Origin of the sequence: Streptomyces sp. SID8352 (genome assembly GCF_009862265.1) — a bacterium.
Classification (GTDB): domain Bacteria; phylum Actinomycetota; class Actinomycetes; order Streptomycetales; family Streptomycetaceae; genus Streptomyces.
Window position 1 is genome coordinate 1 of record NZ_WWGX01000013.1, and the last position, 22,585, is coordinate 22,585.

19 protein-coding genes and 1 pseudogene are annotated in these 22,585 nt (G+C 68.6%); 5 read left to right on the forward strand and 15 right to left on the reverse strand.

The genetic code is table 11. The features are described 5' to 3' along the window. Nucleotides 1-211: 211 nt before the first annotated feature. Entirely contained in the window at nucleotides 212-808 is a 597-nt protein-coding gene (locus tag GTY84_RS04550) for a transposase (protein ID WP_345943338.1), read from the reverse strand. Between the two features lie 160 nt (nucleotides 809-968). On the opposite strand from GTY84_RS04550, the gene GTY84_RS04555 reads away from it, so the two are divergent. Both GTY84_RS04555 and GTY84_RS34855 read left to right on the forward strand, forming a co-directional pair. After that, nucleotides 969-1,763 carry a hypothetical protein gene (locus GTY84_RS04555; protein ID WP_237532049.1) on the forward strand — a complete coding sequence of 265 codons (795 nt, stop codon included), beginning with the start codon at nucleotides 969-971 and terminating at the stop codon, nucleotides 1,761-1,763. After that, nucleotides 1,760-2,518: a GNAT family N-acetyltransferase gene (locus GTY84_RS34855; protein WP_202549436.1), complete on the forward strand. Its 759-nt coding sequence runs from the start codon at nucleotides 1,760-1,762 to the stop codon at nucleotides 2,516-2,518. The genes GTY84_RS04555 and GTY84_RS34855 overlap by 4 nt, the downstream gene beginning before the upstream one ends. Before the next feature lie 343 nt (nucleotides 2,519-2,861). Here GTY84_RS34855 and GTY84_RS04570 read toward each other — a convergent pair whose 3' ends face one another. Then, a complete protein-coding gene (locus GTY84_RS04570) occupies nucleotides 2,862-3,512 on the reverse strand; it encodes a GntR family transcriptional regulator (protein ID WP_161224794.1) in 651 nt (216 codons plus the stop codon). A 1,972-nt stretch (nucleotides 3,513-5,484) separates the two neighbouring features. On the opposite strand from GTY84_RS04570, the gene GTY84_RS04575 reads away from it, so the two are divergent. Both GTY84_RS04575 and GTY84_RS04580 read left to right on the forward strand, forming a co-directional pair. Beyond that, nucleotides 5,485-6,933 carry an acyltransferase domain-containing protein gene (locus GTY84_RS04575; RefSeq protein ID WP_161224795.1) on the forward strand — a complete coding sequence of 483 codons (1,449 nt, stop codon included), beginning with the start codon at nucleotides 5,485-5,487 and terminating at the stop codon, nucleotides 6,931-6,933. Continuing rightward, complete coding sequence (locus GTY84_RS04580; RefSeq protein WP_161224796.1) at nucleotides 6,930-9,290, forward strand: polyketide synthase; 2,361 nt, start codon at nucleotides 6,930-6,932, stop codon at nucleotides 9,288-9,290. Before GTY84_RS04575 ends, GTY84_RS04580 begins: the two co-directional genes overlap by 4 nt. A 1,027-nt stretch (nucleotides 9,291-10,317) precedes the next feature. Here the strand turns inward: GTY84_RS04580 and GTY84_RS33460 are convergent. Next, nucleotides 10,318-10,581 (reverse strand): hypothetical protein, encoded by a 264-nt coding sequence (locus GTY84_RS33460; RefSeq protein ID WP_237532050.1) that lies wholly within the window; start codon nucleotides 10,579-10,581, stop codon nucleotides 10,318-10,320. Continuing rightward, complete coding sequence (locus GTY84_RS33465; protein WP_345943339.1) at nucleotides 10,512-10,871, reverse strand: transposase family protein; 360 nt, start codon at nucleotides 10,869-10,871, stop codon at nucleotides 10,512-10,514. The genes GTY84_RS33460 and GTY84_RS33465 overlap by 70 nt, the downstream gene beginning before the upstream one ends. Before the next feature lie 68 nt (nucleotides 10,872-10,939). Here GTY84_RS33465 and GTY84_RS04590 point away from each other — a divergent pair, with 68 nt between their 5' ends. Next, nucleotides 10,940-11,209 (forward strand): integrase core domain-containing protein, encoded by a 270-nt coding sequence (locus GTY84_RS04590; protein ID WP_272919156.1) that lies wholly within the window; start codon nucleotides 10,940-10,942, stop codon nucleotides 11,207-11,209. Nucleotides 11,210-11,342: 133 nt separating this feature from the next. On the opposite strand, the gene GTY84_RS04595 is transcribed toward GTY84_RS04590, so the two are convergent. From GTY84_RS04595 to GTY84_RS33475, 11 genes and pseudogenes are all read right to left on the reverse strand, one after another. Next, nucleotides 11,343-12,896 (reverse strand): UbiD family decarboxylase, encoded by a 1,554-nt coding sequence (locus tag GTY84_RS04595; protein ID WP_161224798.1) that lies wholly within the window; start codon nucleotides 12,894-12,896, stop codon nucleotides 11,343-11,345. Beyond that, the gene (locus GTY84_RS04600) at nucleotides 12,893-13,495 is read right to left on the reverse strand and encodes a UbiX family flavin prenyltransferase (RefSeq protein WP_161224799.1); all 603 of its coding nucleotides are present in this window, start codon (nucleotides 13,493-13,495) and stop codon (nucleotides 12,893-12,895) included. Before GTY84_RS04600 ends, GTY84_RS04595 begins: the two co-directional genes overlap by 4 nt. Before the next feature lie 128 nt (nucleotides 13,496-13,623). Then, entirely contained in the window at nucleotides 13,624-14,394 is a 771-nt protein-coding gene (locus GTY84_RS04605; RefSeq protein WP_161224800.1) for a class I SAM-dependent methyltransferase, read from the reverse strand. Beyond that, nucleotides 14,391-16,034: an amino acid adenylation domain-containing protein gene (locus tag GTY84_RS04610; RefSeq protein ID WP_161224801.1), complete on the reverse strand. Its 1,644-nt coding sequence runs from the start codon at nucleotides 16,032-16,034 to the stop codon at nucleotides 14,391-14,393. The genes GTY84_RS04605 and GTY84_RS04610 overlap by 4 nt, the downstream gene beginning before the upstream one ends. Nucleotides 16,035-16,078: 44 nt before the next feature. After that, nucleotides 16,079-16,348: an acyl carrier protein gene (locus tag GTY84_RS04615; protein ID WP_161224802.1), complete on the reverse strand. Its 270-nt coding sequence runs from the start codon at nucleotides 16,346-16,348 to the stop codon at nucleotides 16,079-16,081. Between the two features lie 29 nt (nucleotides 16,349-16,377). Further along, on the reverse strand, nucleotides 16,378-17,523 hold the full coding sequence (locus GTY84_RS04620; RefSeq protein ID WP_161224803.1) for an acyl-CoA dehydrogenase family protein: 1,146 nt from the start codon (nucleotides 17,521-17,523) through the stop codon (nucleotides 16,378-16,380). 278 nt (nucleotides 17,524-17,801) lie between these two features. Continuing rightward, nucleotides 17,802-19,160 carry an NAD(P)/FAD-dependent oxidoreductase gene (locus GTY84_RS04625; protein WP_161224804.1) on the reverse strand — a complete coding sequence of 453 codons (1,359 nt, stop codon included), beginning with the start codon at nucleotides 19,158-19,160 and terminating at the stop codon, nucleotides 17,802-17,804. 101 nt (nucleotides 19,161-19,261) lie between these two features. After that, nucleotides 19,262-20,572 carry a cation:proton antiporter gene (locus GTY84_RS04630; RefSeq protein ID WP_161224805.1) on the reverse strand — a complete coding sequence of 437 codons (1,311 nt, stop codon included), beginning with the start codon at nucleotides 20,570-20,572 and terminating at the stop codon, nucleotides 19,262-19,264. Between the two features lie 404 nt (nucleotides 20,573-20,976). Continuing rightward, on the reverse strand, nucleotides 20,977-21,672 hold the full coding sequence (locus GTY84_RS04635) for an alpha/beta hydrolase (RefSeq protein WP_161224806.1): 696 nt from the start codon (nucleotides 21,670-21,672) through the stop codon (nucleotides 20,977-20,979). Between the two features lie 74 nt (nucleotides 21,673-21,746). After that, nucleotides 21,747-22,013: a Tn3 family transposase gene (locus GTY84_RS33470; protein WP_345943340.1), complete on the reverse strand. Its 267-nt coding sequence runs from the start codon at nucleotides 22,011-22,013 to the stop codon at nucleotides 21,747-21,749. Next, nucleotides 21,996-22,183, reverse strand: a pseudogene (locus GTY84_RS33475) (IS630 family transposase); the annotation flags it as partial. The gene GTY84_RS33470 and the pseudogene GTY84_RS33475, both read right to left, overlap by 18 nt. Nucleotides 22,184-22,585: the final 402 nt, after the last annotated feature.

Here is a 22,585-nt window from a genome sequence, read left to right on the forward strand (position 1 = left end):
TGGAGTGCGCGGTCTGATTGCGGAGTTCGTCCGCCCGGGCCGTGGCCGCGTTCTCCTGGATGTGAAGGTCGACCAGAAGTTCGGTGATGTTCACGCGGCCAGCCCGATGGTGTCGCGCCAGGCCGGCGTGGGTGTGGTGAGGCGCCGGGCCNTGTTCGCGGTGGAGGCCCGGCAGACGCGCGAGGCGGAGGTGTCGGGCCGGTGGCCGTACTCACGGGCCGGACGCCGGTGGAGCATCAGCGTGCCGTTCGTCTGCTCGACCACTCACCGCTTGGGCTGCGGGACGAGCCCTTTGCCCTGGTCGGCAGGGTTGCGGCGGACGACTTTGACGTCGATGTCCAGCAGAGCGCCGTGAACGATGACCGCTTCCCATGAAGCCTTGGTCGACCAGCACTTTCTCCAGGCGCATCCCGCATCGCTCGGCGGCCTGGTCGAGCAGGGCGGTGCCGGCCGCGTTGTCGTGCGCGGAGGCGGCCATGACGACGACGCCGATGATCAGCCCCAGCACGTCGACGGCCAGTCCCCGCTTGCGCCCCGGTACCTTCTTGTTCGCGTCCAGCCCCGTCGTGGTCCTGGGAACACCCGCCGCGGCGCGAACGGACCGGGTGTCGGTGATCACGGGGGACGGGTCCTCTGATCGGCGGGCCTTCTCCCTGGCCTGACAACGAAGGAGCTCCTGAATCCGCTGGTCAAGACCGTCCTCACGCCACAACCTGAAGTAGTAGAACACCGCCGACCAGACCGGCAGGTCATGCGGCGACATCCGCCACTGACAGCCCGTCCGGTTCTGATGGAAGATCGCGTTCACGGCCTCCCCCAAGTCGCAGGACCCGGGATCTCCGATCGCCGACCGCCCGCCACCCGGCCCCGCTTCCAAGCGTGATCACCGGCTCGATCAACGCCCACCGCCCATCCGGCAAATCGCTGAGATACGGCTCTCTCACCACGCCCCGCATCTCAACATGGACATGCCCATCGAGCAGCCCGGGCCGCGATCAATGCCACGATCGAGCGATCACGAACGAAGGGAAGTCGGACTTAACGACCACTCAGAGGTGCAGTTGAACCTCGACGAGCTGCACCTGGCCCTGGCAGTGGCCATGGCCAGGCGAGGCGCCTGGCCCGAGCGGCCCGCGTGGATCCGTGAAGCGGCCGTCGAGTCCCTGCCCCCTCACCGCTTCGCTCCGCAACGGGTATGGCGGTGGGACGGGCACGCCTACGTGCCCGTCGACCGCGACACCGACCCGGCCAGCTGGGCGGGAGAGGTGAACCCCGGGCCCGACACGGCGACGGTCACCGACGGGCTGCCGACGTCGAGCCTGCCCTGCCAGGCCGTGGTGGCCGACATGCTGGACTCCCTGCTTCCCGAGCCCGGTCACCGGGTGCTCGAGCTGGGCAAGGGAACCGGCTGGAACGCTGGTCTGCTCGGTCTGCGGGCCGGGCCCGGCCTGGTCATCAGCGTGGAGGCCGACGCCGGCCTTGCCCGGGCGGCGCGCCGCGGGAACGAGGAGGAGCCGCGACGCAGGGGCGGTGTCCTGTTCCGGGCACGGGCCCTGCCGCGCCGCTCGAAAGAGGCAGACCTGCAGTTCGTCTTCATCCGCTACGCCCTTGAACTCCAACTCACCCTGACCTACAACAGCGAAGTCTTCACCGACGAGCGCGCGCAGGGCCTGCTGGACAAGCTCTGCTCTATTCTCGACTCCATGCTCGAAGAACGGCCGATCGCCGGAATTCCGGCCTGCGAAGGGGACGCGACCGCGTGAACAGTGAGAACATTCTGGCGGGGCTCGACGAGGAGCGCCGGGCATTAGGCGAGAGTTCCGGACGGGGTGTCGTCCGAGAGCTCGCGACGGACGGCTCCGAGTGCCGGATCGTGTACGCCCGCTGCGCTCCGGAGGAACTGGACGATGTCATCCGGGAGGAGATCGCACTGGTCCGGTCACGCGGCTACACCCTGGAGTGGAAGGTGTACGGCCACGACACTCCGGCGGACCTGGACGGCCGGCTCACCGTTGCCGGATTCGAGCCGGACGATCGGGAGAGCGTGCTGGTCCTGCCACTGGACGGCGTGGACCTGGCCTCCTTCGACACGGCAGGCCGGGACATCCGGCTCGTGACGGACGAGCAGGGGCTAGCGGACTACGCACGGATCGCCCACGCTCTCGGCCGGAAGAACGCCGAGGAGGAACGGCAGCGTCTCGTCGCCGAACTGCGGCATGCCCCGGAGACGTTGAGCATCCACATCGCCTACATCGACGGAGAGCCCGCGTCCTGCGGCCGTGCGTACTTCCGGCGGGGCGGCAGCTACGCGGAGCTGGCGGGCGGCCGGACCGTCCCGGAGCACCGGAGGCAAGGGCTTTTCACCGCACTGGTCGGCAGCAGGCTGCGGCAGGCGCGTGAACGGGGACGTACCCATGTCTTCGTGGACGCGCTGCCGACCTCCGAACCCACCTTGCGCAAGCTGAGTTTCGAGGTCGTGACCTGGACCAGGCCCTTCGTGTACGAACCCGGCTCCTGAGCCGGTCCGGAGAGCGGGAGAGGCGGGGCAGAAGCACATGACAGCGGATGTCGTCGTGGTCGGCAGCGGTCCGAACGGTCTGTCGGCAGCGGTCACCATGGCACGGGCCGGCCTGACCAGGCCCGCGTTCAGCGGCGCCGCCAGGCCGCTGAGGCTACCGTGCTGCGCCGGGCCCGCACCGAGAAAACGGGCCGTACCATGGCCGCGCCACCTGGAGCAGACGGCGTGACGCTCCGGGTGTGTCGGCAGCCCCTCCGAACCCCCAACGACGTGACTCTGCCGCTGTCGGCCGCTGGACACCTGGCTCGTCGGCGTTGCTCACGCCAGCTACTGACATGCGCCGTCAACCCCGCAGATGTGCCAGGAGTTTACGCTCCGCGTGTTCGAGGTGCTGCTGTCCCAGCTCTCCAGCACGGTCTGGATCGCCGTCCTGGACGGCGGCCAGGATGCCGTCGTGCTCGCGCGAGATCTTCTCCAAGCCGAGAAGATGCGCGTTCTGGACCTGCGCGAGGCAGAGCCGGATTTCGTTGATGATGAGCCCGTGGGCCCGTGAAAGCCTTTCGCTTCCCAGGCTGTCGATCAGGGTGCGGTGGAACTCGGCGTCCGTTTGCACGATCGAGGCGATGTCGGTGCCCGACGCCGCCGCCAGGAACGCCTCGTGTGCTCTCCCGACCGCCTCCGTCAGCAGCCTTTGCTGCGCCAGGAGTTGGTAGCCACGAACCTCCACCACCGCGCATGCAAAGTAGAGGTCGCGTACCCGCGCTTCGTCCAGTGCAGGGACGCGCGCGCTGCGGTGAGCCGTGCGCTCCAGCAGTCCCTCGCCGACCAGGCGCGCGATCGCCGCCTTCGCCGTCTGCCGCGCCACGTCGTATTGGGCGCTGACCGACGCCTCAGTCAGTGGAGCGCCCACGGAGATCTGGTCCGTGATTATCCGTTCACGGAGGGAAGCCACGAGGGCATCGCTGATGGATTGGGTCACGAGCCGGATCGGCATGGATGGGGTCCTTTGCGTCAAAGGGGGATGCCCCTGTGCATGAGGGCCGTCACGGGAGGGCGAACGCATGTCGCAGACCCTGCTACGCCCCGACACCCGCTGTTGGCCCCTGGAAGAAGGACAGCGACTCGGCTATGGACAAGCAGACAATTCGGTGAGGTCACTTGACGAACAATTCTCTGGAGGAGTGAGTGCATGCGGGCCAGACACCGTCCGGAGAGTGGCCCTCGCCCCGGACAAGTTCAATGGGACGGTGACCACGCAGCGGCTTGTCGACCTGATGGCCACTGGCGATCACCGAGAGTGGCAGCGACGCTGTGGTACGACCCTGCCCGTAGCGGGCAGCAGCGCCACAGCCGCCCGGTCGGTTGTCGGCACTGTTCGGAAATCTGGCCCATCACCTCAGCGACCGGCCTGCGGCCGGGAACCCGCACGCGGACCGGATACGCCCTCCCTTTGGTCGACGGAGTCTACGTACTGGCAACAGGGCACAGCCTGCCCCTCGGTATCACCGAATCAGGACAGCTCGTGATCGACGTGACGTCCGTACCGGTCGAAGTTCCTTGATCGCCAGGGCAGTGCCCAGTGCACCCACTCGGAGCACGTGTTCGGGCAGAAGGCCGCCTCAGCTTCTGACTTAGATCAAGCTGAGCAGCCAGGATTGGCACTGCGGGCGCCGTGACGCGCGGAAGTTGACACTAAGGACTCCGCCTGTACCACTGCCGAGCACCAGGGCCGTCACTATGTTGCCGAGAACAGCCAAACTGAGCACGAGCCCAACTGAAATAACCGATCAGCAGGCCTGCAAAAAGCCCTGCGATGATGGACGGTATGCCACCTTCCGCGCTGTTCTTCACACCACATGGTGCCGGACGGGCCCTGCGGAGACGAGCTTCAATACGGCCAACCTGAGGCAGCGGGTGACGACGGGATCCGCGCTCCGGTCCTCGTCAGCTGGCGAGTCGTAGTCGGCTGCGGGGAGGTCGAGGGGGCCGTCGGCAAAGTCTCGTCGAGTATGGTCCCCACGACGTGCCAGGGGGCATGCGGCCCGTACATCTCGGCCTGCAGCAGCTTCGGCCCAGGGGAGGTGGCCGGGATTCCTGCGTGAGACTGGTGATCAGCCTGAGGATGTCGGCCCAGCCGTCGGCCAGGCACCGACTCCCAGCCGCGTAGCAGTCACGCTGGTGAATCGCCCAGGCCGGGCGGGAGCCGCTCGACAGTGGCGGTACCGGAGTAGGATTCCCCGAGTGCTGGTCGGCGCCCCGGACATGGTCCTCAACGGAGGCAAACGGGCTGCTCCTCCGTCAGCTGCTACGTGCCGTCCGGCAGGGAATCGCATAGAGGCCGTATCACCCACTCGGGAAGACACTTCGCACGTTGCCACCGGGCGGGCTTCCCTTGCTGACCCCGGGGCGAGCGGCGCGTGTCCGGTGCCATCGCGCTGCCCTCGTTGTTTCGTGAACGGCGTCCAGCCGATCGACGACGTCCGTGCGCGGGGGCGCGGCTGTCGCCCTCTACGGCCGCTACCTTGGATCTCATGAGTCCTGCTGCACCAAGGGCCTGTGAAGGTGCGTCGCGCGCGGCGTTCAACGCGTTCACGTTTGGATCATAGGTACCGCATTCCCCGCGCGCCCTCACTGTGTGTACATAGACATATGTCCTTGAGGCATTGAGCGCCAGCTCCGCCCGAAGCAGGCTTCACCGACGACGAACGGCTTTTGCGGCTACCGCCTTCGGCCCGTCGGCAGCGCAGGGCACGTGCCGCTGACTCTTCGCCGGGAAGGTGGCCTTCGACTATCACGACCGCAACGCACACTTTAAGTTGACGGGCTGTGGCATATCCGTCGAGGAGTGGCCTTGCTGCTGTACCGGTGGGCTTGCTTCGCCCAGATCGCCGAATGGCCGCGCACGGCATCACCGCGGCGACCGACACGCCGGGAACCCGGCAGGATCCCAGGAACGGATGAGGGAAATGACGAAGTCGGTCTGGATGTTTCCGGGCCCCAGTTCCCATGTAGCGGGCGCACTGGGTCAGTTGACGGAGTGCGGTGCCACGCGCACGGCGATTCTCGACGCAGTCGACACCGTCGCTGCGGAGTACGGCTGGGAACCGGTGTCGCCTCTGCTGCTCAGGTCCGCTGACGAGGCGTCACCCCAGCACATGGGTCATCTCTGGCTCGGATTCTTCGTGACGTCTCTGGTCCTTGCGGAGGTGCTGACCGACGCCGGGGTTCCGGGTGACACCCTCGTCGGCCACAGCGGCGGCGAGGTCACAGCCATGGTGGTGGCCGGCTGCATGACGGTCGAAGACGCGGCGCGGGTGCTGTGCGAGCGTACGAGGGCCGTCGACGAGAGCGGCCTCCCCCCGAGTGCCATGGTGGCCCTGAACGCTCCGGCCTTTCGCGTCTCGCTGCTGTGCGAGGCCGTCGCGGACGGAACGCTCGCCGTCTCCGTCGACAACGGACCCGACCAGGTCGTGGTGTCCGGGCTGATTCCTGCACTGGAGAAACTGGAGGCGCTGGCCTCGGCACTGGGCATCAGGACCCACCGGCTGAAGATTCCCTCCGCCTACCACAACCTCATGCTGGGTGCTGCGGCACGACACTTCACCGACCGCATCCGACACATTCCCGTACGGGCTCCCCGGCGACCGGTCTACTCCCCGCAGCTGCAGCGGATGATGGCCGGCCCCGACGACGTCCGGAAATTGCTGGCCGGCACGCTGGTCCTCCCGGTGCGCTATCGGGAGGCACTGCATGCGCTGTACGACGACGGGGCGCGACTGTTCGTCGAGTGCGGAGCCCGGCAGGTGCTGACCGATCTGGTCCCGCAGTGCCTGCCGAGGGCCGCCGAGGCGGTGCCGCTGCTCACCGGACGGGCCCAGGCACAGCTGGTGGCCCAGCTCGCCAGGACACTGGCCGCAGAGCACGGCACCGGGTGGGAGATGGGCTCCCTACTCGATCCGGGGACGTCCCGCGGGACTCCCGCCGGCAGCACCCCGGTCCCCGACGCCGATCAGACCGCCGGGCAGACGGGCAGTCTCCGGGAGCCGCTGTCTGCGACCCGTGCCCGCACACCCGGGCCCGGGCGCCCCGCCGTCCTCACGCCTCCGGTGGGTGCCGCCGTGTCCCCGCCGGTGACCGCAGAGGCGCGCTCCGATGATCTGCCCGCCGAGGCCGAACTGCGCGACCGGGTACGGGCGGCGTACGCGCAAGCCCTGCGGTTCCCCACGGACATGGTCGAGGACGACACCGAGCTGGAGGGCGAGCTCGGGATCTCCTCGCTCCAGCGGACCAGCGTCTTCGTGACACTGCTCAACTCCTTCGAACTGCCCAGCCCGGAGGAGAACGTACAGATATTCAAGTACCGCACCGTGGCCGAAATGGCGGGACTCCTGCGCAAGCTGGCGGCCGCACGATGACAGCACGATCCGCTCCCCACCCCTCCGTCGCGGCACCCGTGGCGGTCGTCGGGTACGGACTGGCCGTGCCCGGCGCCAACTCGCCGGCCGAGCTGTGGGCCGCCCTGCACGAGGAGAGCTCACAGATCGGCCTTCCGGAGCGCTTCGACATCGACGCGCTGCACGCGCCTGGCGGACAGGACGTCCCGGACCGGGTTCGGGGCCGCGAGGGCGGGTACATTCGCTCCTTCCGCCCACACCGGCGGATCGTGGCGGAGCGGGCCGAGGGCCGGTGGCGGAAGAGCGACGAGGAGACGCTGTGGCTGCGCCACAGCCTCCTCCAGGCACTCGACACGACCACCATGACCGACGGTGAACGGGCCGGTTTCTACGTGGGGACCTGGACCGGTGGGTCGATGGCGCTGGAGGACGGGCTGCTCGTAAACTCCGTCGCACGGGGGCTCGCCGAGCGCCTCGCCCCCGACGGCCCGGCCCGCGCCCGGCAAGAGCGGCGGCTGAAGACCCTGCTGGGCCGACGCTTCCAGTGCGCGCCCGAGGACCTGCGCCACGCCCTCCCGCACGAGATCATCCGCCGCGCCTTCGCCGACGTACTCCCCGAGGACACCGACCGGCTCGGCCTCGGCAGTGCTTGTGCCTCCTCCCTCTATGCCCTCGACCTCGGCATCCAGGCCCTCTACGGGGGCGGCTGCGACGTGGTGTTCGTCGGCGGGGTCAATGCCGTAGACCGCCACATGGCCCTTACGGCCGACAAGTTCGGCGGCGGCTCGCCGACCTCCGACGTCCGGCCCTTCGACGCGCAGGCCGACGGAACGGTGTTCTCCGACGGAGCGGGCCTACTCGCGCTCAAGCTTCTGGACAAGGCGCAGACCGACGGAGACCGGGTCCTGGGCGTACTGACCCGCCCTGGGCTGTCCGTCGACGGCAAGGGCCGCGCCCTGGCGGCCCCCAACCCCGCAGGCCTCCGCCTGGCCGTCCGTCGGGGCTGGAAGGACGCGGGACTGGAGGGAGTCGGCCCGGACTGGGTGATCGCCCACGGCAGCGGTACCCGGGCCGGTGACACCACGGAGATCGAAGTGCTTGCCGCCGAGGCGGACGGCCGCGAGGAACTGCTCTGCTCCAGCAACAAGTCCCTGGTGGGACACACGGGCTGGGTATCGGGGACGGTCTCGATCATCCACGCCCTGCTGGCGATGGAGCACGAAGAGATCCCCCGCCAGCAGCGATTCGTCACACCGGCTCCGGCGCTCGGCGGGACCCCGTTGGCCGTCCCGCAGTCCTCTCTCACGTGGACTGCGCGCACCGGGCGGCCCCGTACGGCTGCCATCTCCAGCCTGGGTCTCGGGGGAGCGAACGGGCACGTCGTCGTACACGACCGGCTGCCCGCGCACGCTCAGCTCGCGCCTCTGCTCCCGTACGACCCCGACCGGGATCCGATGGTGCTGGTCGCCTGGAGCACCACGCTGCCCGGTGCCCCGGAACCGGAGCAGGTCGTGCGCTGGATGCACACCGGCGCAGGGGCGCCGCCGCCCGCGTTCGGCGCCGCGTACCCGGTGCCACCGATTTCCGTCACCCGGCTCTCGCCGCTGGTCACCCGGGTCATAGACCGCGGACAGTTGCTCGCGCTGGACGTGGCCGGTCGCTTCGTTGCCGAACACGGTGAACTGTGGGAGGAGTTGCGGGACACCACCGGTGTCATCGGCGCCCAGTCCGGGCTGACCCGCTCACTGCACGACGTCATCCTGCGCGCGGGGACGGCCGAGCTGGAACAGCTGTTCCCCCAGGGTGCGGAGCGGGCGGCCCTGGACGACCTGCTCGCCACCGTACGGGCCCGGCAGGACATCACCGAGGACAGTTTCGCCGGGAGCACCCCGAGCCTGGCCGTCAACCGGATCGCCAACCGCTGGGACGTGCACGGCCCCACGATGACCCTCGACAACGGCCCCGATTCCAGCCGGGTGGCCCTGCGCACCGCACGCCGGTACCTCGCGGACGGCAGGCTCGACCTGGTGCTGCTGCTCGCGATGAACCCGAGTGCCGAGCGGGAAGCCGCCTGGACCACCGGCGTGGACCCGGACCGGCTCGCGGAGGGCGCCTTCCTGCTGGGGCTGACCCGTGAGTCGATGGCCCGAGAGCGCGGCTGGCCGGTCCTCGCCCGTGCGGACGGGGCTCTCGCCAGGGTCCCCGGCACCGGGACCGGCAGCTCCCTGGACTACTACGGAGCCCAGGGGACCGTGGACCTGTTGCGCGGAGCCCTCGCCGCGGCTCCGCCCACTCGGCCCGTGGCACCCGAGCCCGCGCTCCCCCCTCGAACCGGAGACCGCACCGTATCCCCCGAGAAGACGAGGACTCGCCGCTAGGCCACCGCCCTGCGACGCACCGGCGCCACCACGTCCATGAGTCCCCACTCGCAGGGATTCGCCACGGTGGAACCGGACGACTTCGGCACACCTACCGGTGTGCTGCGGCGTGGTCCTGGTCGGGTTCACCCGGCTCGCCGAGCGGACCCACGCCCCGGGTGCTGATCAGCACCGACGCCGACACCGCCCCTGCCTCGCCGGGCGGGACCGCCCGATGGTCCACCACCGGGCCGGACTGCGCTACACGGAGGAATACAGCCCGCGGCCGACCCGCACACGCTGCGGGAAGTCCTCGGGGACGGCTCGCTGATCGTGGCAGCCGGCGGTGGATGCGGCATCACTGCGGTGATGCTGCGCGGGCTGCCCCGGGAACCCGGCCCCCCTGCGGATCACGGGGCTGAACCGGCACGGCCGCGACTCCGTCCGGCATCCCCGGCGCACGGACTGTGAAGAGGAGTTCTTGCATGACGCGTTCCTACTGGAGGGCCAGGGTCTTTGAGAAGTAATCTTGTGTCCGGGTTTGTTATGCCAGGCCGAGGGCGGTGAGGGGCCGTAGGTGGTCTCGGGCGGTGTGGCGGGGGGCGGCTGCGATGTTCGTGTGGCCGTTCTGACGGTGGACACCGATGGCGAGGTTGCGCGGGCTGGCCATGACGCGGGGCAGGTGGCGGGTGCGGATCTTCGAGGCGTCCTCGTGAAAGTTCGGTCGCGGACGTGGTGGAGCTGGTTCTTGATGCGCCAGTGGCCGCGGATCCAGCCGGCGAGTTCGCTGCCGGTGGCCGCGCCCGGCGGCAGGCTCGTGACCAGGTAGATCCGTTCGATCGACAGCTTCCCCGTGCCCAGGTCCGTCTCCAGCGGACGACTTGGAGGGCATGGCGGGCATGCGGGTAGTCGAGATGGGCGAACGCGGCCGTCTTGAGACGGCGGATTTCGTCGCGGTGGTGACCGCGGCCGCGTTCGTAGTGGTCCAGGCGGATGTCCCGCCAGGGCAGGCGCCGGACCTTCTCGTGCAGGGCGGGGTGGTTCCGCTTCACCACGGCCAGGTAGTGGGCTCCGCGTCCGTGCAGGTTAGGCGGCGTGATCGTGCTGGGTGTGGAGGGCGTCCGCGGTGACGACTGCCGTCCAGGAGCGGGGCGAAGGCGGAGATCTCGTTGCTCTTGCCGTCGATCTGCCGTTGGGCGAGGACCTGGCCGCTGGGGGTCATCGCTGCGATCAGGGCGACGGCTATCCGCCTGGCAGTGCGGGAGCCGGCCGTGGAGTGTCTTGCCGTCGACGGCGATGACTCGACGTCCATGTCCCGGAGTCTGGCGTTCCTGGAGGAAAGCCTCCGGTGGCGCGGTCGAGGGCGTCGCCGTCCACGGCGGCCAGGACAAGACGGATGGTCGTGGCGTGGGGCGGCCGGATGAGGCCGGTCAGCGGGTCGGGCCGGAATCCGAGCACGGCCAGGACGCGCTGCGGGGCGTCGGCGACCCATTCTCCGATCGCCGTCACCGACGCGGCGCCGGCCAGGACGGCGGCGGCCGCGGCGGTGAGCAGGGCCGTCCACGGGTGACGGATGCCGCGACGGGACTGCGGGTCAGGCACTGCGGCCAGATGACTCCGCAGGGCAGCGACTGGTTGAACTCGCCCAATTCACCGCCGAGGCATTCGCGTTGGTCTGCCGGAGGCATGGGATACGGCGTTCGATGGGACGTGTCGGGTCGAGCTACGACAATACGCTCGCGGAGTCCTTCTTCGCCAGCATCAAACGAGAGCTCCTGCGCGGAGAGAAATGGGTGACGAACAGCGAAGCGCGGATCGCGGTGTTCTCCTGGCCGGCCTGGTACAACAACTGGCGACGTCATTCTGCGCTCGGTCACATCAGCCCGGCAGAGTTCGAACGCCGAAGCAGCAGCTCAGGTAGCCTGAATTTGGCTGCATAGGTCACAGATGTCCACATAGCGGGGCAAAGCCAAGAGATCCGTGTGCCCGCCACCGCGTACCTGCTCGGACTACCGGTAGTAACGGCCGCAGGAACGACGGATATCGCTGAACGCAGGGCGCCGCGTAGCTACTTCACACTTCGGGCAGTCGTTTCGCGAGGTCTGTCAGGGTGAGTGAGGCGCGCTGTGCGTCGTCGAGGTAGGGGATGCCGATGCCGTATTCGGGCCAGCGCTTGGCGATCCGGTCTTCGAGCGCGGAGTCGAGCTTGTAGAGCGGGGGATAGCGGCGGTTGCCGTATTCCGGTCGGCGTTCCCGTTCCCAACTGCGCGTGGCGTCGATGAGGACGCGGGTCCACTCGCCGGTGCCGTATTTGGCGGCGTTGGCCTTCTCGGGGGGCGTTGATGGGTCCAGTACGGAGCCGAAGGTCGGGCCGTAGAACGTGATGTCGCCCATGCCAGCGTTGACGCGGAAGGCCACCGCCCAGTCGAGCGCGACCGGATCGCGGATGTCGATGTCTTCCTCGACGACGATGACGTTCTTCCAGAACCACTGGCTCGCCGCCGTACCCCACAGTGCGGCGGCGACCTGCTGGGCGTGGCCGCGGTACATCTTGTGGATCTGCACGATGATGCTGGCGCCGGTCGACACCGCTGACATCCACACGTCGGTGATGCCGCTGACGCCGGCGTCCTCCAGCATGTTCCAGGCGACCGCTGACCAGGCGTAGGCGCAGAGCTGGCCGTCTTCTGTGGGGAAGCCGGGCCGTGAGGCTTCGAGCGAGCCGCGCAGGATGGGGTCGTCGCGGTGGGTGACGCAGGTGACGCGCAGCACCGGTTTGGGTGAGGACTGGCCGCCCAGGTAGCCCGGGTACTCGCCGAACGGGCCTTCATCCTCGTAGGTCGCGGGGTCGGGGTCGATGTACCCCTCGACGACGATCTCGGCGCTCGCCGGGACGTGCAAGGGGACGGTCTCACAGGGGACGAGGGAGATGGGCTGCCCGAGGACGGCGCCCATCATGTCCCATTCGCAGATCCGCTTGGGGAACGGAGTGCCCGCGCAGAAGGGAAGCGCGTCGTGCCCGCCGTACACCACGGCGACCGGCATCGACTTGGCGGCTTCGCGGTGCTGCTGGAAGTGTCCGCCCCAGCCCTGTGTCGGGATGAGGAGTTTGCCGATCTTGCGTTCGCCCAGGACCTGCCCGCGGTAGATGCCGATGTTGTCGCGTTGGGTGACGCGGTCCTGGGTGACCACGCCGCAGAAGGTGTCGATGTAGCGGCCGCCGTCGGTGTGGTGCCATTTGGGCACCGGGAACTCCCAGAGGTTGATCGCATCGTCGCGCAGGATGTTCTCCTTGACCGGGCCTGTGTCCACCACGCGCGGCGGGACGGGGCGCTGGAAGGTCTCCTTGAGATGGCGTACGACCGCCTGGTCGCTGGTGTCCTCGGGCAGGCTGAGGAGCAGCCGCACCTGGTGTTTGTTGCCGAGGCCGCCGGTCAGGAACCGGGTGCAGCGGCCCTGGGTGTGGTCGGTGATGTTCTCGAACAGCAGCGCAGGACCGCCGAGGGCGAGGGTGGCACGGGTGATGGCACCGATCTCCTCGTCCCAGTCGACCCTGGACCGCACGTGTGCGAGCTGGCCTGCCGCTTCGAGGACGTCGAGCCAGGTGCGCAGGTCGGGTTCGTTCATGGTGTCTCCTCGTTGGCCTCGCGCTGGGGCTCGGCTTGCCGCCCACCGCCCGTCCACCGCTGGCAGAGGGAGTGTTCGATCCCGAACTGGTCGAGTACGCGCCCCACGATGTGGTCGGTGACCTGGTCCACCGACGACGGGTGCGCGTAGTAGGCGACCGTGGGAGGAAGGACGACTGCGCCGGTGCGCGCGAGGGCGAGCATGTTCTCCAGATGGATTGCGCTCAGCGGCGCCTCCCGGGGGACCAGGACGAGCTTGCGCCGTTCCTTGAGGGTCACGTCCGCAGCGCGGGTGATGAGGTTGTCGCTGTAGCCGGTACGGATCGCGCTGATCGTCTTCATGCTGCACGGGCAGACGGTCATGCCGTCGGTGGGAAAGGAGCCGCTGGAGATGGCTGCCGCAAGGTCGCGGGCACCGTGCACATGCGACGCGAGCGCCCGTACCTCGTCCACGCGGTAGGTGGTCTCGATCTGGATGGTCGCCCGTGCCCAGTCGCTGAGCACTAGGTGCGTCTCGACCTTCAGCTCGGTGAGCGCTTGGAGCAGACGGATCCCGAGGGCCGCGCCGGTCGCACCGGTGATGCCAACGACCAGACGCATGATGACGACCTTTCGTATCCGTGGCCCGGTGGGCCCTGGCGGGGTAGCTCAGTTCCGGCGGTCAGCGCTGGTGCGGACGGTGTCCGACGGGCCCGGGGACAGAAGCGATGTGGCGTCTCCCGCTGGGCTCATGTCCGCTCGGCAGGAGGGGAATCGCAGGCGGTGCGGGTTCTGCCCGTACGCCGGAGCGTCAGGTGGAAGGCGGGCAGGCGGGCTGCTTCGCCGTTTGGCAGGGTGCGCCGGGTGTGGATGACACCGTGGCCTTCGTTCAGCGCCTCGTAGCCGTGTGTGCCGAAGAGGGAGAGCGCCTCGTCGCGGCTCACTCCGCCCGGCACCAGACCATGGTCCAGGATCTTGGCCAGCCCTGGCGGGAGTCCAGTGGCGGGGCGCAGCACATCGTCGACGTACTGTTTGGCTTCGGGTGCCGGTTCCACCAGGAAACACACGCCCCGGTCGCCGAGGAGTACGGCCAGCGACTGGGCGAAGCCTGCGTGGTCTTCGGGGGGCAGGGTATGCAGCACCCCCCGCTCGTAGACATGGGCGTCGCCGATACGCGCGTGCAGGTCGGTCACGGCCGTGGCGTCGAGGATGTCGAGCTGGAGGTATTCCACGCCGGGGGTGTCGGTGGCCTTGCGGGCCAGGTCGATGGCGGCGGCTGACACATCGAATCCGATCACCCAGGGGAAGTGGTCGGCGAGCCAGCGGGTTTGGGTTCCGTTGCCGCATCCGACGTCGAGCAGGGGCAGGCCGGAGTCCATGTAGGAGTGGAAGTGTGCGAAGTCCGTGCCGACGCCCAGGTCCGGGTCGCAGTCCCACAGGGGTGTCCGGCCGCCGGTGCTGGCGGCTGCCCAGTAGCCTTCCCAGGCCCTGTGGTGGCGCTGTGGGCCGTTGTGCGTCATGGTTGTCCTCCTTCGTGTCCGGCCTGGTCAGCTGCTGTGCTACCACGTACGACCCGGGAACCTGGGTCGGCGAGGAGAGCCCGGGTCAGTGCGGCGCGGTCGGTCTTGCCGGTCGAGGTCAGGGGCAGCGTGTCGTGAAAGGCGAAGGATTCGGGGCACATGTAGCGCGGCAGCCGCTCGGCGCAGACCCTGGCCAGCCGCGCCGGGTCGGGAGCGCCGCGGACCACGACACAGGCGGTCAGGCGGTTGGTGATCTCGGCGTCGGGTAGGGCGAGTGCGGCGCAGGCCACCACTGCCGGGTCGGTGTGCAAGGCCGCTTCGATCTCGCCGAGTTCGATCCGGTACCCGCGGCTCTTGACCTGGTGGTCGCGGCGGCCGAGGAAGTGGTGGGTGCCGTCCGGGGCGATGCGGACCAGGTCGCCTGTGCGGTAGGCGCGGGCCGCCCTCTCGCCGTGCGGGAGGGGGACCAGGGCGCGCCGGGTGCGTTGCGCGTCGTTCCAGTAGCCCTGCATGACGGTGGGGCCCTGGACGTAGAGTTCGCCGCACTCGCCCGCGGCGGTCGGCCGACCGTCGTCGGCCACTACGAAGGTGTTGACGCCGGGGAGGGGGTGGCCGATGGGGATGGGGGCCGTCTGGTCGGGGGGCAGTGGCGGGACGTCGTACCAGGTGCACACGTTGGTCTCGGTCGGACCGTAGAGATTGGCGAAGCGCGTATGCGGCAGCAGGTCCATGAGCTGGCGCAGCTGGGGTGTGGGGAACACCTCTCCGGCGAAGAGCACGGTGCGCAGTCGGCTCAGGTTCCGCCCGGCCAGGCCGCCGCGGCGTGTCATGGCGCTGAGCGCTGAGGGCACGGAGTACCACACACTGATGCCGGCGGTCTCGATATAGGCGGCCTGCTCGGCGGGCAGCACGGTGACGGCAGTCGACACCAGGACCACCGCGGCCGCGGCCGCGGCCGCCGCGAAGAGGTCGAAGACGGACAGGTCGAAGTGGAACGGTGCGTGGCTGGCGAGACGGTCGGCGGGGGTCAGTGCGAATTCCGCTGTCGCCCACTGTACGAAGGCCATGGCGTTGCGGTGGGAAAGCATCACGCCCTTGGGCGTTCCGGTGGATCCTGAGGTGTAGAGGATGTAGGCGAGGCTGTCGTCCCGGCCGGTGTGCGGGAGCGGTGTGGTCGGCTGCGCATGCAGCGCCTGACGGCCCAGAACGCGCACGCCCGGGGCGGGGTTGGCGGCGGTCTCTGTCGCGTCCGCGGTGCCGAGCATGACCGCGGCAGTCAGCGGGGCACCGGCGGACAGCAGGCCGGTCCACTGGGGTGTGGTCGTCACCAGACATGTCATCCCGCAGTCGCGGGCGATATGGCTCAGCCGGGAGGCGGGGGCGTGTACGTCCAGCGGCACGTAACAGGCGCCTGCCTTGAGGATGCCGTATACGCCAATGACCGCTGCCGCCGACTTCGGCCCGTACAGGCCGACCCGGTCACCGGGGCGCACACCGGCGATGCCGAGCAGCCGGGCGAGCTGGTTGGACTCCTGCTCCAGTTCCGCGTACGACACGGTCCGCTGACCGTCGCAGACTGCGGGCCGCTCGGGATGGCGCTCGCAGGAGCGGCGCAGTAACTCGTGTAGTAGTCCAGCCATCTCTCACTCCTCTGCGCAACGGTGTCGTGCTCCGGCCCTGGGCCTCAGGTGACCTGTGTGTCGCTCGGATCGCTGGTACTGCGCCGGACATAGCCCGCAAGCGCCGTGATCGTCGCGAAGTTGTCGAGAACCAGGTCGATGTCCTTGACCTCGAACGCATATTCCCTCTGGAGGAAGGCGACCAGTTCCAGCAGCCGCAGCGAGTCCAGGATTCCGCCCTGGATGAGTTGTGTTTCGTCGGTCAGTTCCACCGGGTCGCCGTTCCAGCCCAGCTGGCCACGGATGAATGAGTGCAGTTGGGTTTCGATGGTCATGGCGGTCACGTTCCTTTCCCGCGTCGGTTTCACAGCCCCAGCAGGCTGGCGGCGATATTGCGCTGAATGTCGGAGGTTCCCGAGTACAGGCGGCTGCCGATCGCGTCCCGCAGGTCGCGTTCCACCTCGTACTCGGCGGTGTAGCCGTAGCCCCCGTGAATCGTGATCGCGTCCAGCCCGGACTGGACGAACGCCTCACTGATGTGCAACTTGACCAGACAGACGTCCAACTCGGCAGGCTGGCCGTGGTCGAGCAGCCAACCCAGCCGGTACAGCAGCAGGCGCGCGGTCTCCAGGCGGAGCTTCATCTCCACCAGGCGGTGCGCCACGGCCTGGAACGCGCCGATGGGGCGGCCGTACTGGCGCCGGGCGCGGGCATGGTCGATGCACCGTTCCAGGTTGCGGCGCAGGGTGCCGACCGCGCTGGCCAGGATGAGGGCGCGTTCGGTCTGCATGGTCGAGTTGAAGAGGGCCATCCCCGCCCCGGGAGCGCCCAGCAGCCCCTCGGGGGACACCGGGCAGTCTTCGAAGAAGACCTCTGCGATGGGGGCGGTGCGCAGGCCCATCGTGCCGATCGGCCGCCCCACCCGCAGGCCGGGGGTGTTGGCGTCCACGAGGAAGGCGGACAGTCCGGCGAATTTGGCGGCCGGGTCGGTGGCGGCGAACACCACCAGCGCCCCGGCCACCGGTGCGTTGGTCACGAACGTCTTGGAGCCGTTGAGCAGCCAGCCCTCGCCCTTGCGGGTGGCGGTGGTGGTCAGCGAGAGGGCGTCCGAACCCGCTCCGGGCTCTGTGGCCGCGTGCGCGAGGATGAGGGAGCCGTCGCAGCACTGCGGCAGGTAGTGCTGGCGCTGTTGCTCGGTCCCGTAGCGGACGATCGGCATCGTCCCCGCCCACAGGTGGGCGTTCAGCGAAAAGATCAGCCCGTTGTCCCGGCAGCCGTAGCCCAGAGCCTCCATCGCCGCCATGGTGGTGACAGCATCCGCACCGGCCCCGCCGTACTCCTCGGGCACCGTGAGACCCGTCAGGCCGATCCCCGCGCACTTGCGCCACGCCTGGGCAGGGAAGGTCCCAGCCGCATCCCGCTCCGTCAGATCCTGGTTCAGCTCCCGCGTGGCGAACGTCTCCACCGTCTGAGCGAGCAGACGCTGCTCCTCAGTGAGCGCGAAGTCCATGGGCCCCTCCCGGGTGTTGGCACATGAGGCTGCTTACGTCAGGCCGTGCGGAGCGACGGCATCGTGATGCCGGATCTGTGGTCGGGGTTCTGGCCAAGAGGCGGAACGTGCTGGGGGGTGACTCCACCGTGAGGTGTCGGGTCGCCTTGGCAGGGTGTGTGTCGGATGTTCTTCGAGCACACGTCGGGAGGCGACGCCTGGAGCCGGCCTCCGCCGCCCCCCACAACGCACCTTCAACGAGACCTTCCGTCATGCCCCTTGACACGATCTGCTCCACATCAGAACAGCGGCTGCAGGGCAGGGGCGCGCAGACTGCCCAGGTGGCGGTGCCACAGGTGCCCGGGGTTGTCCTCGATGTGGCGGGTGAGGGCACGCATCTTTATCAGCGCGGCCGGTTCGTCCTCACCGTAGAAGGAGCCCTGGAGCATCGTCAGGACATCCAGGCGGTAGCGCGGGTCCTGCACGAACGCCGTGAAGAGGATGTTGAGCCGGTAGTAGATGGAGATGAACTCGTACCAGTTGCGCAGCGCACGCCGCATCGATGCCTCGTACGGGGCGAACCGCGGCTTGCCGAAGTCTCCCGCCTGGGCGGCGGCGATAATGTCCGCGCTGGCCAGGCGTGCGCCGTTGAGGGCCACGCTCACCCCGCTGGAGAAGATCGGGTCGACGAACCGGGCGGCGTCGCCGACGAGAAGCCACCCGTCGCCGCAGATCTGGCGCATGCCGTAGCTGTAGTCGCCCTCGCTGCGGAACGGGCGGATCCGCTGCGCCCCCTCAAGGGCCTTGCGCAGCTCGGGCCGGCTTCCCACGCAGTCCCAGAAGAAGGACTCGCGTTCCGTCTTGGAGGCGGCGAACCGCTGCTTCTGGGTGACGACACCCACGCTGGTGATGGTGTCGGTGATGGGGATCTGCCACACCCAGGTATCGATGAGGGGCAGGAAATGGATGAAGATGAAGTCGGTCTGATCCTTGTTGACGGCCAGCGCGCCGCGGTCCAGCCCGTCGAACCAGGTGTGGATGGCGTACTGGTTGAAGACCGGGTCCGCAACCTTGAGGCGGAGTTTGTTGCCCAGGAAGGTACCGCGGCCGCTGGCATCCACGACCATGCGGACCGTGACCTCCCGCTCCCGGGCATCGCCGCCGTTGGTCGCTATCCGCAGCCGGGGATACGGTCCGCTGAAGTCGACCGCCCGCGCCCTGCTGTCCTGGTAGACCACGGCCCCACAGCGCTTGGCATGTTCCAGGAGCAGTAGGTCGAACTTCGCCCGGTCCACGTGGTAGGTGTAATCCTGGTGGACTCCGTCCTGATCGCGTTCGCTGAACCGGATGCTGGCCTCACGGAACCCAGAGGGCATTTGGTGGCCCAGCGTGGGGATGCGGTCGGCTGAGGAGACAGCCGAGGTCCACGCCGCCCCGTACTTCCGCGGGAAGCCCGCCGCCTCCACCACAGCCAGGGCCCCGATCTCCTCCAGGACGGGGGTTGTGGCGGGCACCAGGGACTCTCCCACATGCGGCCGGGGAAACGTCTCGGATTCGAAGACCGCACAGGACAGTCCGGCCCTGGTCAGATAGGAAGCGGCCGTGGAACCCGCAGGGCCGCCGCCGACAATGCCGATGTCGAAGTCGTACGATGTCATGTCCCACCTCTGGTTGATGACGGACGTGCTGACTCTCGCGGTTGAGGTGCTGGCCCCGGATCCCCTGCCACACGGAGCGTCGCGCCCTCGGCTCCCTCGCCCTACCCGCAAGCCGCCGGGTCTGTCGGCCCGCGCGCTGCCGATTCCGCAGAGGATGGTGGGCTGCTCCCGGGGCCTGTGGCGGCTTCGAGCAGGTCGCGCTCGACGTACTGCCGGGGATAGATGACGTGCAGCAAGGGACCGGTCACGGCCGTGGTCACCAGGGCCATCATGACCATCAGCGCATACAGATCGCTGGAGAGTATCCCCAGCTGAAGCCCCACCGACAGAACGATCAGCTCGGTGAGCCCCCGGGTGTTCATCAAGACGGCCAGCGCCGCCGACTGCCGCGCACCAGTGCCCTGGACCCGGGCGCCGACAAACGCACCCGCGAATTTGCCAGTGATGGCGACCACGAGAATCAGCGCGAACTCGCCCAGGCCACTCAACCCGGTCTGCGACAGATCCACCTGCAGCCCTGCGAGGACAAAGAACACCGGCAGGAACACCACCTGGCAGACCGGGCCGATGCGCTGCACGATCTCCACTTGCAGTTGCTCGGCACCGACCCGCGGCATGACAGCACCGAACAGGAACGCACCGAAAATGAAGTGCAGCCCGAGGTACTCGGTTGCCGCACTGGAAAGCAGGAGCCCCGCCAGCACCACCGAGAAGATGCCGACGGTGCACCTGCCCGTGGCCGCCCGCTTGGCCACCAGGCGCTGCAACAACGGACGGACGACACCGACCATCACGGCCGCATAGGGCAGTACCAAGACGATGAGCCACTGCTGCGGCCCACCCGCCCCGGCCGCCCCCACCACAGCGGCCAGCACCGACCACGCCATGATGTCGCCGCTCGCCGCGCTGGCCAGGGCGAGCGCACCCAGCGGGGTGCGGTGCATGTTGCGGTCCATGAGGACCCGTGCCAACACCGGCAAGGCACTGACCGACATCGCCGTCCCCAGAAACAGGGCGAACACCCAAGGAGGGTCACTGGGATGGTTCCTGACCAGGAACCATCCCAGACCCGCCCCCAGAACGAACGGCACGACCATCGATCCCACGGAGACGGACAGGGCTGCCCGGACGCGCTTGCCCACCGAAGCCCGGTCCATCTCCAGCCCCACCATGAACATGAACAGTGCCAGCCCGCATGTGGCCACCGCCGACAGCGAAGGCTGGACCTCTTCGGGGAACAGAGCGTGCGAGACCGCTCCGTTGAACAGCGTCGGTCCCAGCAGAATGCCTGCGGCGATCTCACCGATCACCGCAGGCTGCCCCAGCCGCCGCGCCGCAGCGCCCATGAACCGGCTGAGCACGATGATCACCGCGAGGCCGAGCAGGAACGTACCGACCTGTTGGGACGTCATGCGATATCAGCGCCCTCTACCTGCCGACTCCCGCGCCGTGAGCGGTGCGTGGTCGTGACGGCAGAGAAGAGTGCCCGGGATACCCGGCCCCGTCCGCAGACCAGCCCGGTGCCTACGCCACCTTCCTGCCGACGGCGGACGACGATCCCGCTGGTAGCACCACGCTCGTACTCCGCCAGAAACGCCCTGTCGTCCCCTCCGCACGGGCGCTGAGGGGCCCCCCACAGCACACCAACTAGCCTGCCCCTGTACCCACGCCACTGGTCATCCGCCTCGCTCCTACAGCACACGTGGGTTTGAAAGGTGGCCATTCCTAACTGATTGCCGAATACAGGGGTATCAGACAAGGCGCGTTCACGGGCGCGCAGGCACACAGCATGGGCGCATCACCACTGACGTATCCCTCAGCACCAGCCTGTCAGCGATTCCATGAATCCCTCGAAGTTGTCGCGGTGGATGGTGTGCCCGGCACCTTCGACCGTACGGACCGTGAAGCCGCACTCGACCAGAGACGTCTTCTGCTGCTGGGTCAGCAGGAACCCCTGGCCAGCCGCTTGGACGAGCGAGGGCACGGCCGGCGATCTGGGCGGGCCCCATCGCTCCCTCTCGCTGGACAGGGCAGAAGCGGTGCCCACGTCCCACAGCCGGAGCGCGGCCGCCTCCAGCTCGGCGTCGGCGTGCTCCCAGCGCGGGTTGAAGACCTTGATCATCCGGGTCGTGGCGTGCCGGAACACCGTGAACAGCGCGGGATCCGGGGCGTTGTCACCAGCCCCGAAGTGCCACAACGGGTCAGAGTAGACGGCTCGCTGGGGCCGCAGCCGCTCCACTGCCAGCGACAGCGCCAGCCCGCCCAGCGAATGCCCGATTGCCAGGGCCGTACCGCTCGGCAGGGTGTCGATGAGGTCCTGGGCGAAGATCTCCGCCCCGTACTCGCCCCGCGGGCTTCGCCCATGGCCGCGCAGGTCGACAGCGATGACGCGGTAACCGTGACCGGCGAGGGCGGGGCCGACCCGGTGCCAGGTGCGGTGGTCCGACATGATCCCGTGAATCAGTACCGCCACCCGGTCGCCGCTTCCCCACTCGTGCCTGTGGAGCTGCATACATGCCGCCATTCTCGATATGGGTGCCCCTCTCCTGTCTCTTGGGTATACGAGTGCGCCCAAATTGTCACCTTCTACTGATCGGCCGTCGCCATGTGCGGTCCGGGTGGCGAGGCCGCACCGGCCGGGCCGAGCTTGGCGAGTTCGGTGTCGACCTTGACGTTGATGGTGCCGAAGAAGTTCACGTTCTCGCTGTGGTCCGGAGAGATATGCGCGAGGAGTTCATCATCGACCGCGCTACCCTCGGCCCGCATCTGGGCGATGGCCAGGCCGTAGTACTCCGTCGTCCAGGCTACGGCCGCATCGGTCAGCAGGGTAAGGCACCACTTGTCCAGGACCAGGTGGAGGTCGAGGTTCTTGAGGACGGCGGCGTCAATGACCTTCAGGAAGCGGAGGAACTCCTGGTGGCGGTGGCGGCGGCAGTGCTGGGCGATGACCGATCCGGAGGCGATGTCCAGGGCGGCGAACAGGCTGGTCGTGCCGTGCCGGACATAGTCATGGAGGTCATCGTTCACGGCGCTCTGCTGGACATCGACATCGAGGCCGTCCGCCGCAACCCTGCCGACCAGGGCAAAGGGCTCGTCCCGCAGCCCAAGCGGTGAGTGGTCGAGCAGACGAACGGCACGCTGATGCTCCACCGGCGTCCGGCCCGTGAGTACGGCCACCGGCCCGACACCTCCGCCTCGCGCGTCTGCCGGGCCTCCACCGCGAACANGGCCCGGCGCCTCACCACACCCACGCCGGCCTGGCGCGACACCATCGGGCTGGCCGCGTGAACATCACCGAACTTCTGGTCGACCTTCACATCCAGGAGAACGCGGCCACGGCCCGGGCGGACGAACTCCGCAATCAGACCGCGCACTCCACCGCCCCTCTCGCCGAGACCGAAGTCCGCCTCGCAGACCTCGCCACC